The 15664-nt window shown below is 64.7% G+C and carries 14 protein-coding genes; 6 read left to right on the forward strand and 8 right to left on the reverse strand.

The annotated features are described in order from the left end of the window. The first annotated feature begins 228 nt into the window (after nt 1–228). Nucleotides 229–942, forward strand: a complete 714-nt coding sequence (locus ACSC1R_RS13645; RefSeq protein ID WP_439026281.1) for a dolichyl-phosphate hexose transferase — start codon at nt 229–231, stop codon at nt 940–942. A gap of 45 nt (nt 943–987) precedes the next feature. Here the strand turns inward: ACSC1R_RS13645 and ACSC1R_RS13650 are convergent, their stop codons facing one another. From ACSC1R_RS13650 to ACSC1R_RS13680, 7 genes are all read right to left on the reverse strand, one after another. Further along, the gene (locus ACSC1R_RS13650) at nt 988–3144 is read right to left on the reverse strand and encodes an ArnT family glycosyltransferase (protein ID WP_439026282.1); all 2157 of its coding nucleotides are present in this window, start codon (nt 3142–3144) and stop codon (nt 988–990) included. 4 nt (nt 3145–3148) lie between these two features. Then, the gene (locus ACSC1R_RS13655) at nt 3149–4309 is read right to left on the reverse strand and encodes an ABC transporter ATP-binding protein (protein WP_439026283.1); all 1161 of its coding nucleotides are present in this window, start codon (nt 4307–4309) and stop codon (nt 3149–3151) included. Next, entirely contained in the window at nt 4299–5918 is a 1620-nt protein-coding gene (locus tag ACSC1R_RS13660; RefSeq protein WP_439026284.1) for an ABC transporter permease, read from the reverse strand. Before ACSC1R_RS13660 ends, ACSC1R_RS13655 begins: the two co-directional genes overlap by 11 nt. A gap of 15 nt (nt 5919–5933) precedes the next feature. Continuing rightward, a complete protein-coding gene (locus tag ACSC1R_RS13665) occupies nt 5934–7130 on the reverse strand; it encodes an extracellular solute-binding protein (RefSeq protein ID WP_439026285.1) in 1197 nt (398 codons plus the stop codon). Nucleotides 7131–7199: 69 nt separating this feature from the next. After that, nucleotides 7200–8360: an alpha-1 4-glucan-protein synthase gene (locus tag ACSC1R_RS13670; protein WP_439026286.1), complete on the reverse strand. Its 1161-nt coding sequence runs from the start codon at nt 8358–8360 to the stop codon at nt 7200–7202. A 141-nt stretch (nt 8361–8501) separates the two neighbouring features. Further along, a complete protein-coding gene (locus tag ACSC1R_RS13675; protein ID WP_439026287.1) occupies nt 8502–9389 on the reverse strand; it encodes a DUF726 domain-containing protein in 888 nt (295 codons plus the stop codon). Between the two features lie 143 nt (nt 9390–9532). Further along, nucleotides 9533–10183, reverse strand: a complete 651-nt coding sequence (locus ACSC1R_RS13680; protein WP_439026288.1) for a MaoC family dehydratase — start codon at nt 10181–10183, stop codon at nt 9533–9535. A gap of 191 nt (nt 10184–10374) precedes the next feature. On the opposite strand from ACSC1R_RS13680, the gene ACSC1R_RS13685 reads away from it, so the two are divergent. The 5 genes from ACSC1R_RS13685 (at nt 10375) to fabG (ending at nt 14268) form a co-directional block, all read left to right on the forward strand. Next, nucleotides 10375–10701 (forward strand): AbrB/MazE/SpoVT family DNA-binding domain-containing protein, encoded by a 327-nt coding sequence (locus tag ACSC1R_RS13685; protein WP_439028722.1) that lies wholly within the window; start codon nt 10375–10377, stop codon nt 10699–10701. Beyond that, nucleotides 10694–11164 (forward strand): hypothetical protein, encoded by a 471-nt coding sequence (locus tag ACSC1R_RS13690; protein ID WP_439026289.1) that lies wholly within the window; start codon nt 10694–10696, stop codon nt 11162–11164. The genes ACSC1R_RS13685 and ACSC1R_RS13690 overlap by 8 nt, the downstream gene beginning before the upstream one ends. A gap of 43 nt (nt 11165–11207) precedes the next feature. Next, on the forward strand, nt 11208–11762 hold the full coding sequence (locus tag ACSC1R_RS13695; RefSeq protein ID WP_439026290.1) for a poly(R)-hydroxyalkanoic acid synthase subunit: 555 nt from the start codon (nt 11208–11210) through the stop codon (nt 11760–11762). Nucleotide 11763: 1 nt separating this feature from the next. After that, nucleotides 11764–13269 carry a class III poly(R)-hydroxyalkanoic acid synthase subunit PhaC gene (phaC, locus tag ACSC1R_RS13700; RefSeq protein ID WP_439026291.1) on the forward strand — a complete coding sequence of 502 codons (1506 nt, stop codon included), beginning with the start codon at nt 11764–11766 and terminating at the stop codon, nt 13267–13269. Between the two features lie 255 nt (nt 13270–13524). Then, nucleotides 13525–14268 (forward strand): 3-oxoacyl-ACP reductase FabG, encoded by a 744-nt coding sequence (gene fabG, locus ACSC1R_RS13705; protein WP_439026292.1) that lies wholly within the window; start codon nt 13525–13527, stop codon nt 14266–14268. Nucleotides 14269–14491: 223 nt separating this feature from the next. Here the strand turns inward: fabG and ACSC1R_RS13710 are convergent, their stop codons facing one another. Beyond that, a complete protein-coding gene (locus ACSC1R_RS13710; protein WP_439026293.1) occupies nt 14492–15625 on the reverse strand; it encodes a hypothetical protein in 1134 nt (377 codons plus the stop codon). Nucleotides 15626–15664 lie beyond the last annotated feature (39 nt).

Below are 15664 nucleotides of genomic sequence, written 5' to 3' on the forward strand. Positions count from 1 at the left end.
ACAGGGCCGGGCTGGAGTCTCCGGTGGCAATCGATGTGACCCCAGAAGGGAGACGCGTCGAGCGTGAGAGAGGGTGCGCCGGAGGGCGGTGGATACATACACACTGTAGGCCGTCACCTCTATTACCGATTCTTCTTGTGGTCAGTGTGACTGGACGTTGGACCGGAGTGTCCGCCCACGCCAATATTTTGGTAAGCCTAAAGTAGCCGCGAGAGAGAGGAAGAAGCGATGAGTCAGGAGTCGACGGACGAGGAGACACTCACCTTCGACGACCTCGCGGTCGTCATGGGTACGTACAACGAGGCCGAAGCCATCGAGCACGTCCTCACCGACATCGCCGAGGTCACTGACGGCCGTGCCGAGGTGGTCTGCGTGGACGGGTCGGACGACGAGACGCCCGAGGTCGCCCGGGAACACGGTGCGACGGTCATCGAACAGGAACCACAGGGGTACGGCGTGGCGGTCCGCGAGGCCATCCTCACCCCGGACCGGGAGGTCATCGTCACGACGGACTGTGACGACACCTACCCGATGGAGGCGCTGCCGCGCTTCCTCGAACTGGTCAACGAGGGCTACGACGTGGTCTCCGGCGACCGACTGCACTACGGGGCCGAGGCGATGCCCGCGTTCAACCGTTTCGGCAACCACATGTTCGCCCTGCTGGCATCCGTCCTCATGGGCGAGCGCGTCCACGACACCACGACGGGGATGCGGGCGTATCGCCGCGACGTGGTTCAGGACATCACGTGGACCGAGAACACCGGCCTGTCGGCCGAATTGCTGATTCGCCCCGCGATGCGTGGCTACCGCGTCATCGAGACGCCGATCCGATACGCAGAACGCAAGGGCGAGACGAAGCTCGACCCGCTGGAGGGTGGTGCTGCCATCGGGAAGTCAATCGTGACGGTGTGTCTGGACGAACAGTTCCGACGCCTGTTCTGACACGGTCGGCCACTCGATACCGGCCGGTCATTCGATGTCGGTCGGTCACTCGATAGTCTCGTTCTCGGCCACGAGCGTCCCGTTCACCCACACCCCGTCGAGGTGCTCCTCTGGGTGCTCGGGGAGGTACGTCCCTCGCAGGCCACAGTCGAGTGTAAGCCGACAGACCGACGTCTCCGCTGGCCAGACGACCTGCACGCGCTCGCCGCGAACCCGCGTCTCGAACTCCTGGCGGTACGTCAGCGTCGACCCGCCGTCGTAGCTCAGTACGATGGCGACTGCGAGTTCCTGTGTCCCGTTCACCGCCAGTGCACCGCCCTGGCCGAGGGCGCGGATATTCTCGTCGGTGACCCGGAGCCCGTCGGGTCCGACGGTCCAGTTCACCGAGACCTGTTCTCCGACCGGGTCGTTCAGGTAGAACTCCTGCACACTGTCCCCGGCCTCGATTCGGATGACGGCACTCTGTGCCCCCGTCGGGACACCGACCCGGGTCGTCCCTCGCAGGCTCTCGCCCTCGCGGACGGACAGACGGGTGAGCTTTCCGACGACGCGCTCGTCCTCGTCGGGCGTCCACTCCCCGCGGTAGTTCCAGCGGTACAGCTCGCGGTCAGGGTACGCATCGAGTACCTCGAACGTGCTCGGGGCGTCCTGGTGCTGGGCGTAGACCACGTCGCCGTCGAAGCCGGGGTCGTTCCGAAGCGACTGGAACGGATGGTTCGACCAGGAGCCGTACGCCGTCGGGACGAACACCAGCGCGTTCTCGAACTGGGTCGATTCGAGCGGCTCGTACGCCTGCTCGTACTTCTCGGTGTAGTCCGCGCTGTCTTCGACCGGGCCGGACAGGGCGGACTGCTCTGCGACCCCGACGACCGGTATCGTGAGCACGAGGACGGCCGCGAGGACGACCCGGGCGGTGCGGGGCGAGTAAGTGGCCGCAACGGTTTCGCGGAGGCGTTCGCCCACACTGACGACGCCGAAGGCTCCGAACACGGACAGCGGGACCAGCATATCGAAGTGGTAGATGGGGCCGTGAATCGCCATCAGTCCGTCGTTCGGGTCCTCCAGCCCGCCCTGGACGTTGTACGTCCCCCAGAAGTAGAGGTTCCCGACGACGACCGTGACGAAGATTCCGAGGAGCAGGAGTCGCAGGGCGTCGGGGGAGAGATGGGGATGGTCGACGGTCGGAGTGGTGTCCCTAGTTCGCAGGTGTCCAGCCCAGGCGACGACGCCCGCGACGAAGGCCACGGTTCCGACCCAGCCGGCGGCAGTCCACGACCCCGCGAACTGCACCAGCAAGGCCGCGGTCGCCCGGACCGAGAGCATCGGTGTCCAGACGAGTTCGTGGTCGACGATGCGGCGCTGGCCGTAGCCGAGGCCGTCCAGCGGCGCGAACGCCTCGAACGGGAACAGCAACGGGTCGCCCGTCAGCAGCCAGTTGTAGCCGAGCGCGGTGAGCACACCCAGCATCCCGAGCACCGCGATGACGAGGTTCCGGGTGAGATGGTGTCGAAGGCCGGCGGCCTCGTGGCGGTAGCCGGTCCACAGCGTCCAGCAGGCGTGGCCGATGAAGGGAGCCGCGAACAGGACCGCGGTGAAGGGCCTGCCGAAGAACGAGAGGGCGATAGCGACGCCGGCGAGGGCGGCCCACCTGCGGCTGGTGGTGGTCTCCGCCACCCTGACCGCCCGGACGTACCCGAGCGCGAACAGCAGGTTCAGGAACGTCGTCGGGGCGTAGGGCAGGAACAGGCTGGACGCGAGCAGGAACATCGGCGAGAGCACGAGCAGGACACCGGCCAGGACGCCGACCCGGCGGTCGAACGCTTCGGTTCCCAGGGTGACGACCAGCGCGGCGTTCCCGGCCGCGATGGCCGCGAGCGCGAGTCGCGGCACTCCCACCGCAAGTCCGAGTGCGAACATCCCCGCCGGGACCGGCGCGTACTTGGGGTACATCGCGCCGTCCTCGACGACGAAGAACCACGGCCGGAACTCGTCGGCGAGTCCGGCTGGTGGGTAGTGCTGGACCTGCCCGTCGAGCAACAGTGCGGCCTGCTGGAGGTAGACGCCCTCGTCGTGGTTCAGGGAGTGGTACGGAAAGAGTTCGCTCGCAGTGACGAAGACGACGAGCCCCGCGAGAATCGACAGCAGGAGCGTCGGGACGTACCGGGTCGCGAGGACGGTCCGAAGCCGGTCGGCCCGTGTCATCGCGTCAGTCGTCCGCTTCCGCGTAGTTTCCGGTCTCGTCGACCTTCGGGAACCACGCGAGTTCGTGGTCGGCGGTCAGGTCGACCCGGACCTGCTGGTCGAGGTCGACCTGGTCCGTGTGGTTGTGCATGCATTCGAGCACGTCGCCGTTGTCGAGTTCGACCCGGTAGAGGATGGTCGGGCCAAGGTACCGCCGGTAGATGACGCGCCCGTTCGCCTCGTCCTCGGTACAGGGTGTCGCGCTGATGTCGTCCGGCCGGACGAGCACGTCCAGCGTCGTCCCGTCGTACTCCTGGGCGAGGCCGTGCATTATCTCGCGGTCGACCGAGCCGATGCCGGTCTCGACGTGGTCGCCGCGGAGGTAGCCGGAGAGGAACGACGCGTGGCCCAGAAAGCCCGCGACGAAGCGGGACTCGGGGTGCTGGAACACCTGTTCCGGGCGGCCGACCTGTTCGAGGTCGCCGTCGTTCATCACGGCCACGCGGTCGGAGATGCTCATGGCCTCCTCCTGGTCGTGGGTGACCGAGATGGCCGTGACGCCGGCCTCCTTGAGGATGCGGCGGACCTCCTCGCGCATCTCGACGCGGAGGTCCACGTCGAGGTTCGAGAACGGCTCGTCCAGCAGCAGGATACGGGGTTCGGGCGCGAGCGACCGGGCGAGCGCGATGCGCTGTTGTTGCCCACCAGAAAGCTCGTCCGGGTAGGCGTCGGCGTGCGAGTGCAGGCCGACCAGGTCGAGCATCTCGTCGACCCGCTCTTGCTTCTCGGCGTCGTCCATCTCTTTCAGCCCGAAGGCGACGTTCTCGGCGGCGGTCATGTGCGGGAACAGCGCGAACTCCTGGAAGACGACGCCGACGCCGCGCTGTTCGGGCGCGACGAACGAGCCGTCGCCCGAGACGGGCGCGCCGTTCAGATTCACGACGCCGCCGTCGGGGCGTTCGAGGCCCGCGACGAGCCGGAGTGTCGTCGTCTTCCCACAGCCCGACGGGCCGAGCATCGTGAGAATCTCGCCCTCGCGGACCGAGAGCGACAGGTCGCTGATGACGGTCTCGGTGCCGTAGGACTTCGAGACGCCGTCCAGTTCCAGGACGGTCTCTGAGTCCTCCACTGAGGGTCGTTCGTACACGGTCTCGACGTCTGCAGTGATGGTAGCGTTACTTGACATCGTATCCCTCCTGGGAGAGTATCACGAAGATGGAGACGGCGGACACGCCGAGCAGGATGAGCGCGGGCACCGCGGCGTCGTAGAACGCCTGGTTGCGGTGAGCCTGCCAGATGTGCGTGACGACGGTCTCGTAGCCGGTCGGGCGGAGCATCAGCGTCGCGGGCAGTTCCTTCATCGTCGTCAGGAATACCAGCGCCGCGCCGCCGAGCAGCCCCGGCGCTGCCAGCGGGAGCGTGATGGCCCGGAACGCGCCCACCGAGGAGCGACCGAGGGTGCGGGCAGCCTCGGGGAGCGACGGGTTGACCTGCAGGAACGACGCCCGGGTCGACCCGACCGACTGGGGCAGGAACCGGACGACGTAGGCGAACACGAGGATAGGGAGCGCGTGGTAGAGGCTCGTGAACGTGCGGGTCGTGATGAACACGAGCGCGAAGCCGATGACGACGCCGGGCGCGGCGTAGCCGACGTAGCTCAGGCGTTCCATGACGGCGCCCGCCTTCGTGTCGTGGCGGGCTGAGAGGTACGCGATGGGGAGGCCCGCGAACGTCGCCACGAGCGCCGCACCGACCGAGAGCGTGACGGAGTTCGTCAGGTACGTGAGTTCGAACGGGAGCCGCCAGTTCGAGGTCGGCCCGCGGAGCAGCCAGCCGACGAGGATGGCGACCGGGACGACGAGCGCGACGGTCACGATAGCCCCACAGAACGCGAGTGCGGGCCACTTCCACCGGCCGAGACGTGCCAGCGAGGCACGCCCGCCCTGTCGACCGCTGGTGAACTTCTCGTTGCTGCGAAGCCGGCTCTCGACGCCGAGGATGAAGACGGTGACGACGAGCAACTGGATGGAGAGCAGTGCAGCCAGTCCCATGCTCCCGGTGTCCGTCTCGGACTTGATGACGGTCGTGAACACCGGGTAGCGCATGATGGCGGGCGTCCCGAAGTCCGAGAGGGCGTACAGCGCGGTGAGCAGGGAACCGGCGGCGATGGCCGGGCGAAGCTGCGGGAGGACGACCCGGCGAACCGCCTCCAGTCGCGTGTGCTGGAGCGTCCGGGCGGCGTCGATGAGCGAGGTGTCGACCGTCTTCAGGCTGGCTCGAGTGGTGATGTAGACGTACGGGTAGGTGTACAGGGTCAGCACCAGCACCGCGCCCTCCAGTCCCTCGATTGCCGGGATCGACTCGACGCCGAGCGGGGCGAGAACGCCCTGGAGTTCGCCGTGGCTCCCGAACGCCGCGGTGAACACGAACGCGCCGATGTAGCTCGGGATGACCAGCGGCAGGGTCACGAGGATGGTCCAGAGCCGACGGCCCGGGAGGTTCGTCCGAACCGTGAGGTACGCGAGCGGGACCCCGATGAGGACGGAGAAGGCGGTGACACCGGTTATCATCACGGCGGAGTTGACGAACACCGAGACGGTGGTGTCGGCCAGCAACAGGTCGAGTGCGGTGCCCGAAGAGACCTCGCCGACCGCGACGAACAGCCACAGGAGCGGGGCGACGACGGCCGCAGCAACTGCCGCGCTCGCGAAGGTCAGTCCCAGTGGGTAAGACCCGCTCTCACCGCTCTCGTTCGCCGTCGTCGTCGTGGACGCGTCGGTCTCTTCGACTGTCATAGTGGGGGAGGCCCCCTACACCTGGATGCCGACCTCACGCATGAGGTCGATGGTGGGCCCGATGTCCGAGAGCTTCGCGAGGTCGAAGTCGGGCGTGTTGAGTTCGTCGACGGGGGGCAGGTCGCCGACGGGGTTCACTTCGGGGATGACGGGGTACTCGAATGTACGAGTTGCGAAATACTCCTGTGCCTCGGCCGAGAGCAGGTGCCGGACGAAATTCACCGCCGTCTGGCGGTCGTCGGCGGTCTGGTCGCCGTTCTGCGAGTTGTCGACGACGGCCGCACCGGCCACGTTGAAGATAGCCCCCGCGTCGTTGTTGGTGAATGCGGTGCCGATGGGCGCGTTCGGGTTCCCGTCGAGGACCCGCTGGATGTAGTAGTGGTTCGCGAACCCGGCGTCGAGGTCACCGTTCGCGACGGCGCGGGCCACGATGAACTCGTCGGGGTAGCGCTCGACACCGGCGTCGAGCATGCCCTGGAGCCACTGCTTGGTCTGTTCGGGGCCGTTCATCACGCGCATCGCGGTGACGAACGCCTGGAACGAGCCGTAGCTCGGGGCCCAGCCCATCGAGCCGTCGAAGTCGGGGAACGCGAAGATGTCGTCCGGAACGTCGGATTCAGAGTACGCGTTCGTATTGTACGGGATGGTCCGGGCGCGCCCGGAGGTGCCGGTCCACTCGCCGTCGTCGTTCCGATACTGCGTCGGGACCATGTCCTGTACGTCTTGCGGGAGGGCGACCGTCCGATTCTCGTCGGCCAGCAGCCCGAGCGCACCGGCGTTGACCGAGAAGAACACGTCGGCCTCGGTCGCCGCACCGGCCGTGGTGATCTTGTTCGCCAGGGTGTTCGAGGCGTCGTACCTGGTGTTGATGGTGAGGTCGTCGTACTGGCTCTCGATGTACTCGATGAGCGAGTTGACGAGGGGCTTTCCGCGACCGGAGTAGAGCGTGAGCGTGCCGGAGAGCTCTGGCATCTCCGACATCGGTGTGCCGCCGGGAGCGGGGCGTCCTTCCATCCCGGAGCCGATGGAACCGATGTCACCGCTTCCTTCACCCGTCCCGTCGTCAGTCTGTTCCGTCCCGTCGGTCGAGTCGGTATCCGAACCGAGGCAACCGGCCGACGCCGCAACGCCGGTCGCAGCAGCGGCCGCGAGGAATCGCCGCCGGCCGACGTGCGACCGGGACGACTCGCTATCGTCGTCAGAATCTCTCATATATTGTTTTAGGCTGCCCTAAATCATTTATAGCTGCCGGTTCGGTGTCGTGTTTTCGAGTCACGAGACTCAGTCGTCTGCGGGGACCCCGGTGGGTTCGTGCCCCGGAACCGCGGCGAGTTCGTCCAGACAGTCCAGCCAATCGCGACAGTACTCCCCGACGTGGTTGAGGAAGTCGCCGTTCTGGTACGCCGAGAAGTCACCCTCTGCCAGTGCGTCGGCCATCGCAGCCATCACCTCGGCGTAGGTGTCGGCGTCGTCGCCGACGGGGTCGACGACCTCCCAGAAGTGCTCGTTGAGTTCGAGCCCTGCCACCTCGTTGTGCAGGTCGTCGAAGGTCGAGCGTGGGGCCTTGTTGTGCTCACAGAGCGGGAACCCGTTGAGGATGCGCCCGCCGAGGACGTCACAGGCGCGTTTGAGGAAGACGCCCGACCAGATGTCGTCGAAGCGGCCGACCTCCCACGGGTTGTCGTCCATCGGCGTCTGATAGAACGCCGGGACGACCTCACGGCGGAACGCGAGGTTCATCGAACAGACCGTGAGGTAGTTCTGGCGCGCAGCGACGAAGTTGCGCTCGAAGTCGTCGGTCGTGGTCCGTGTCTGGGCCTGCCCCTGCAGGTCGCCGTCCATCAGGATGCGGACCGCGTCGAGGTCGGGGACGTTCGTCCAGAGGCCCTGTGAGGCGACGACGTTCGAGACCGTCTCGGTGCCCCTCGTTTGCTCCTCGTGCATGGCCGCGTAGGGGTACCCGCGCGGGTAGAGGTCGTGGTCGCTCTGGTAGAGGACGTTCACCCATTGCTCGTCGGAACTGACCGATTCGACCTCACCCTCGAACTGGAGGTTTGCGAGGTGACGGCCGAAGAAATCCTGGTCCTCGTGGGGGAGCGTGTCGTCGTCGATGAAGAAGCCGTACTCGAAGTCGTTGGCCCACAGGTAGAGCAGCCCGAACGACGTCTGTGCGTGACTCGCTGCTGGGACGAGGTGACTGTACTCCGAGATGCCCTGTTCGTCGTACCAGCTTTCGCGGTCGGACCCGTCGAAGACGCGCCCCGAGACGTCGAGGTCGTCGAGCATCGCTCGCATCTCGTCCGCCTCACAGAAGTCCTCGGTGACGAGGACGACGTGAAGTCTGTCGGTGTCGAAATCGTGCTGGCGGGCATTCTCGATGTACGCCCGCATACATTCGTACTCCCTGATGGTCGGGACCACGACGCAACAATCCTCAGTCATTCGTTGTTAGTTGCTGTGTTTAGGGCGACCTAAAAGCTTGTCTATCCCGGTCGATAGCGGGTGTGCGGTCGCTCGACGGCTGGTTGCTCGTGAAGGGAAATCGCCAGCAGGAAGCGGAATCCGCGACAGTTCAGGCCGACCTCACCACTGCGCGACCACGTCCGGGATGCAACCGACGTCCGGTTTGTAGTAGTCGAAGTGACTCGGTACGTAGTCGACGTTGTGGTCGTCGTAGTTGCCCGGTTCGGTGCCCTCACACCCCTCCTCACCGACCGCAGAGTCCCACTCCGCAGAGGTGTACGCCCAGTTGAGCACGTCGTCTTCGTCCTTCCAGAAGTTGTCCACCTGCCCGACCGCGTTCGCGATGTCCGGCCCGTACCGGCCGTCGGTCGCCACGGCGTCGTTGTCGGCCGCCCCGCCGAGCAGCGAGAGCGAGTCGACGTAGTCGGTGACGCCGGAGTAGTTCAGCACTTCGATGGCCCGGAGAGCGACCCGCGCCCCCAGCGAGTGTGCGACGAGTCGCAGCCGGGTGTTCGGGTTCCGGTTGCGGTACTGGTAAATGAAGTTCGCGAGTTTCTTCCCGTTCTCCTCGGCGATTTCCGTCGAGTCCCACCAGCCGAAGACGCTCGAATCCGAGTCCCAGGAGAACCCGACGACCGGGTGGGGATAGCCGTTGTTCCGGAGAGACGTCTTCGACTCACGGAACCCTTCGACAGCACTGTTGGAGTCGTTTCGCCAGCCGTGAACGTGGACGAGCAGTTCGTCCGGGGCGGCCGTGTCCCACCCGGGAATCGATCCGCGAGTGTCGTAGTCCCACTCGGTGTGTCCGTCGGTCAGGGAGACAGACCCGTACCACGTGATGTCGTAGTGCCCTCGCGTGGAGACGTGCGGGAACGTCTCGGCAGCGGCGGTCCCGGACGCTGCCGTCGCGAGTCCGGTACCGACGGCCGCGGTTCCGGCCGCGCGCAGGAACCGTCGTCTGGTCGAGTTCGATGCACCATGTTCACGTTCGCCATGCCCGTGAGACATTACCGATCATTGCACGTGGTGTAATTTTAAACCTGCCGACGACACCATTTAATAAAATTTTACGTAGTTTCGAGTAAACTACGGACTGACAGGATGCAGCTATCCGGGTTACACGACGAACGGCCGTCGGATGGAGACGACCGTCACTCAGACGGCATGTCGTCGATGAGGACGACGGCTTCGCCGTCGATGATGATCGTGTCCGTGTTCACGTCCTCGACGATGGTCGAGAGACGGTACTGGCCGTTGCCGAGAACCTCGAGAACCTCGACGGTCGCCGTGAGGCGGTCACCGATGCGGACCGGTGCCTGGAACTCGACGTCCTGGGACAGGTAGATAGTCAGGCCAGGCAGGCGCGCGAGCGCGGCGCTGATGAGACCTGACGCGAGCGTTCCGTGGACGATACGGCCTTTGAATCGGCTCTCCCTCGCGAACTCTTCGTCGAGGTGTAGCCGGTTCGTGTCGCCACTCGCGTTGGCGAACTCGCGTACGTCGTCTTCGTCGATGACCTTCGAGAACTGGACGTAATCGCCGACGGTCAGGTCGTCCGGGTGGTCGACTGTCCGTTCGAACGTCCAGCCCACTTCCTCGTAGCCGAGTGAGGGGATGGAGCTCTCGAGTATCTCCGTGTCGTCTCGCCGCGTCCGCGCTCTCGTCGCAGACGCAGGGTTGAACGCCGCGAACGCAGCTCGATTTGCAGCGGTGGCGCCCTTGAACGCGCTTTCCGCGAATTGCGTCCAGGCGTTCGCCATCGCAGTGAGGGGGGATGTGGCGTCGCTAGTTCGTTCGCTCATTCTACCCTCCGTAGGAGAGGGGTAATTATTACTCCTTTGCCTTCTCGGTCGCTGAGTCGTACATTTTCGGACATTTCGTCGTATAACCACGCAGTGGGTTTGTCGTGCATCACTACCATTGTTTGGTCCTCTATGGTATTGAATGGTTCTCAGCGGAAACCTTAAGTTCTCCGCCGGAGTACGTTGTGATGATGACGGACGAATCGCCGAAGATGCCCTGGTCGCCATTCTTCATGCAGCAGATGCAAGAGCAGATGCAGGAGGCAGGAGAGCAGATGATGGGCTCGCCGCAGGAACTGTGGAAACAGTTCTTTACGCAGAACGCTGGCTCGTCGGACACCATGTCCGACCTGACGGCGATGAGCCGCGGAACCGCGATGTTCAAGACGCGGGTCCAGAGCGGTGGTCGCATCAGCATCCCCGACGCAGAGCGTGAAGCGCTCGACATCGGGGAAGGCGATATCGTCCAGACGATTGTCATCCCGGTCAAACGCCAAGAGCGTGATTCCAATGAGTGAAAGCCAGATCCAGAACCCGATGAAGCCCGTCTTCCAGATGCAACGCGCCATGATCGAGCAGAGCCAGAAAGCGACACACGACGTCATCGAGGCCCAGAAAGAGGCCGTCCACCAGATGACCGAGTCGATGGAGAACTTCCAGAAGCTCTCCGAGCAGAACAACGACCTCTCGAAGAAGGCCGTACACGCCTACTTCGACGCCGTCGAATCGATGATGCCGGAAGGCTCCGTCGACTTCGAGGAGTTCGAGGCCGCCCTCGACGACCAGTACGACGCCCTCACCGAGAGCCAGGCCCAGATGATGGACGCCGCGCTCGACGCGATGAAAGAAGGCTCGAAGGCGTTCGACGACTACGCAGACAGCTACGCCGACGCCTTCGACACCTCGTTCGACAACTTCCTCGAGACCCACGAGCGGATGGAGGGTAACATCGAGGACGTCGCCGAGGACGTCACGGCCTGAAACGACGGTTCCTTTTATAACCAACCAACCCAATCTTTCGACAATGACAGATTCATACCCCCAAGCTGCGGTACCGACAGACTGGAACGACTTCGTCACGCGAATGAACGAACAGTTCTTCGAGGCGATGGAGAAGAACATGGAAGCCCAGGCCGAGTTCGTCGAGCAGTGGTCACAGACTGTCGACGGCGAGGGGATGGGCGAGATGAACTTCGGCGACGGCGTCGAAGGGTACAGGCGCGCGTACCAGGCGTGGATGGAAGCCGCCGACCAGATGGTCGAGCGTGCCAGCGACTCCATGGAGGGCGAGGACGTCGAGTTCGAAGAGTTCCGCGACATCTGGCTCAACACCGCCAACAAGGCGTTCAAGGAGGTCATGGACACGACCGCGTTCGCGGCCTGGACCGGCTCCTCCGTCGGCCAGATGCTCGAGATGCAACAGCAGGCCGACGAGGCCGCTGAAGACACGCTCCACACGCTCGGCTTCGCGACCGAAGGCGACGTCGCCGAGATCGGCGACCGTCTCGTCGAGCTCGAACGCCGTCAGCACGCCGTCGAACAGAAGCTCGACCGCGTCCTGGAGCACCTGGAGGAGTAAGATGCAGAACCCGTTCGCAGCGACACTCGACATCCAGCGACAGGCCTGGGAGAACGCCGCCGAGTTCGCCGAGAAGGCGAAGAACGCGCCCGAGAGTGCCGATACCTTCCAGGAGGTCGAAGTCGGCCAGACCCCCAGCGAGGTCGTCTACGAGGAGAACAAGCTGAAGCTGCTCCACTACGAGTCCCGCACCGATGAGCAACACGACGTCCCCATCCTCATCGTGTACGCGCTCATCAACCGACCGTACATCCTCGACCTGCAGCCCGACCGGTCGGTCATCCGGACCCTGCTCGACAACGGCTTCGACGTGTACATGATAGACTGGGGCGAGCCGTCGAACCTCGACCGCACGCTCACCCTCGACGACTACGTCAACCGGTACATCGACAACTGCGTCGACGAGGTGCGCGAGCGTTCCGGGCAGGACGCCATCAACATCCTCGGCTACTGCATGGGCGGTACCATGTCGACCATGTACGCCGCACTCCACCCCGAGAAGGTCCACACGCTCGCGCTCATGGCCGCGGGACTCTGCTTCGCCGGCGACGCCGGCGTGCTGGAGCTGTGGGGAGGTGAGGACTACTACGACCCGGAGAAAGTCACGGACACCTTCGGTAACGTCCCTGCGGAGTTCCTCGACATCGGGTTCGCGCTGATGGACCCGGTCCAGAACTACATCACCAAGTACGTCCGCCTCTACGAGAACGTCGAGGACCAGGACTTCATCGAGAACTTCGCGCGCATGGAGGAGTGGCTCGGTGACGGTATCGACGTGGCCGGTGAGACGTACAACCAGTTCATCAGTGACGTCTACCAGGACAACAAGCTCTACGAGAACGAGCTCTACCTCGGTGGCGAGCACGTCGACATCGACAACATCACCATGCCCGTGCTCCAGATCGTCGCCGAGTACGACCACCTCATCCCGCCGGCGGCGTCGAAGCCGTTCAACGACGCGGTCCCGAGCGAGGACAAGACCGTTCTCGAGTTCCCGACCGGACACATCGGGATGTCCGTCTCGTCGCGGAGCCACGCCGAACTGTGGCCGGACGTCTGTGACTGGTTCGAGGCGCGCATGGTCGAAGACACGAGTGAGGCCGACGCCGAGGCCATCGCAGAGGAACTCGGCGAAGAGGAGACCGACGCCGAAGTCACAGAGGAGACCGACGCCGAAGTCACAGAGGAGACCGACGCCGAAGTCACAGAGGAGACCGACGCCGAAGTCACAGAGGAGACCGACGCCGAAGTCACAGAGGAGACCGACGCCGAGGAAGAGACGTCCGAGGGCGAGGCCGTCGAGATAGCGGTCGAGGGCGTCGACGCGACGAATCTGGAGGTCATCGACGGTATCGGCCCGTCGTACGCGGAGCGCCTCCGCAACGCCGGTGTCGAGACCATCGCCGACCTCGCTGCCGTCGACCCCGACGAACTCGCCGCCGAGATGGACCTCAACCCGCAACGTATCCAGCGTTGGGTCGAACAGGCGACCGAACTCGTCGAGTAATCCGTCGTCTGTCGGGTCGACTGACACACGGCCGAGGTTCAGGACAGGCTCATCGCTCTCCGACGGGTCCATCGCTGGTTGCGATCTGACCGGGATGACCACGACCCACAGGGTGACGATTAGCGCCATTCATTACTGAGGAATACTTAAGGTGCTTTTCTACGACAGTTCTCCTACGGACAGACGACCTGGGGAATGTGCATAGCGCCACGAGCGCATGCACCTCCTGTCATCGTCTCCGCGAGGTACTCATATATGTCAATGGACGGACGCACATGCGTCGTAACGGGCGCAGGACGTGGTATCGGAGCAGGAATCGCAGAACACCTCGGCAGCCAGGGCGCGAACGTCGTCGTGAACTATCGGTCCTCGGGCGGCGGCGCGGACGAGGTCGTCGACCGCATCGAGAGCCTCGGTGGACAGGCCATCACCTCTCAGGCGGACGTGACGAACCTGGACGAGGTCGAGGCCATGCGCGAGCAAGCACACGAGGCCTTCGGCCCCATCGACGTACTCATCAACAACGCTGGCATCACGAAGGACACCCGATTCGTGAACATGTCCCGCGAGGAGTGGGACCAGGTGATGGACGTCAACCTCGGTGGGATGTTCAACTGTACGAAGACCTTCTACGACGACATCTGGGAGGCGTCCGAAGGCCGCCTCATCAACATCTCCTCTATCGTCGGCAAACAGGGGAACTTCGGCCAGGCCAACTACGCCGCCGCGAAAGCAGGGATGTTCGGGTTCACGCGGACCATCGCCATCGAACTCGCCTCGGGCGGTTCGACTGCGAACTGTGTCGCACCCGGGTTCACCCGGACGGACATGCTCGAAGAGGTCCCGGACAAGGTCAAAGACCGCATCGTCTCCCAGATTCCGCTGGGACGGTTCGCAGAAATCGAAGACATCGCCCACCTCGTGGGATACATCGCGAGCGAGAACTCGTCGTACATCACCGGCGAGGTCATCGACGTGAACGGCGGCATGGACCTGTAGCTCCGGTCAAACACACGCCACGATTCGTCCGATCACAGACGGCACCCGGCGGCGAACGCCGCGGCGACTTTTCTCGCAGGATAGATGGACCAGCGCCTAGCTTCTCACTCGTCCGACGGTCACACCCGTCCGACTGCTACACTCGTCTGATTGTCACACTCGTCCGACGGTCACACCCGTCTGACTGTCACATTCGTTCGATGGTTTCACTCGGTCGAAGACCTCATTCGCTTGCCGACGCCACCGCGTCGACCCAGGCACGCCACGCGGGCCGAGCGGAGCCGTCCGGTCGCCGGAGACTCATCGTCTCGAACGCCGTCGGGACCCCCGGCTGGTCGTACACGAACGACCAGATGGCGAGAGCGAGGTCCACGTCGGCCGTCAACTCGAACAGACGGTCGACGTACCGGGCCTGTTCGGCTTCAGAACTCTCCCAGCCCTGGACGACCGTCTCTGCGGTCCAGCCCGTCTCCGTTATCGCGACTGGGCGGTCGACGCGGTCGAACGCAGTGGTGTAGTACTCGTCGGGAATCTCGTCGGGGTCCTGAAATACCATCCCTGGGAACGTCGTGAACGTGAACACGTCCACACTGGGAAAGCGGTCGAGGAGTTCCCAGTTCGCATCGTCTGGGTCGTTCTCCCCGCCGAAGATTCCCCCACGAAGCCCGCGAAGTCGTTCCAGCTGGAATCCGACGCCGACGGTCGTCTCGGGCACGGCGTCTTTGACTGCCTGTGCTGCGACTTCGACGAGCGTCACGTACCGTTCGAACGCCTCGGGGTTCTCGCGGTAGAACGTGTCCACTTCGACCCCGAGGCCGAGGAACGCCGGGCGGTGTTCGGTCACGAACGTGCGGGCGAGTTCGACGTTCTCCTCGATGACGGCCTCGGTCAGCGGCCGGTTGAGTTCGCCTGACGACCCGTCGAAGACGTTCACCTCGACGGCCGGCGTGTAGCCGAACTGGTCGGCGAGCCTCGCGACCGCGGTCCCGCCGCTGTCGGGGTGGCCGAGTGCTGCCCACGGATTCCCCGACCGAACGACGGTCCCGGCCTCGGCGGCGCGCTCGAAGAACTCGGTGAAGTCCTCCCCACCGTAGCTCCGGGGTGAGAGCGCGACGCCGTAGTTCGTCCGGTCGAGTGAAAGGCCGGCGCTGGTCGGCTGGTCGTCTGCACCGTCGTCGTCCGGCGCGTCAGTCTCGGGGGGAGCGTCGGTCGCGGTGGGTGTGGTTCCGGTCGAGGTCGGTGCGGTGCTCGCGGTCGTCGCGCGACCAGTCGGCGCTTCGGAGTCGCCGGTGTCGTCACCAGTACAGCCTGCGACGCTCGTCACCGCTGCCAGCGCGAGGAACCGTCGGCGATTCATGCCTGCACCACGGTGAGCGACGCTATAGCTTCGACGGGC

The organism is Haloarchaeobius ordinarius (assembly GCF_051801355.1).
Lineage (GTDB): Archaea > Halobacteriota > Halobacteria > Halobacteriales > Natrialbaceae > Haloarchaeobius.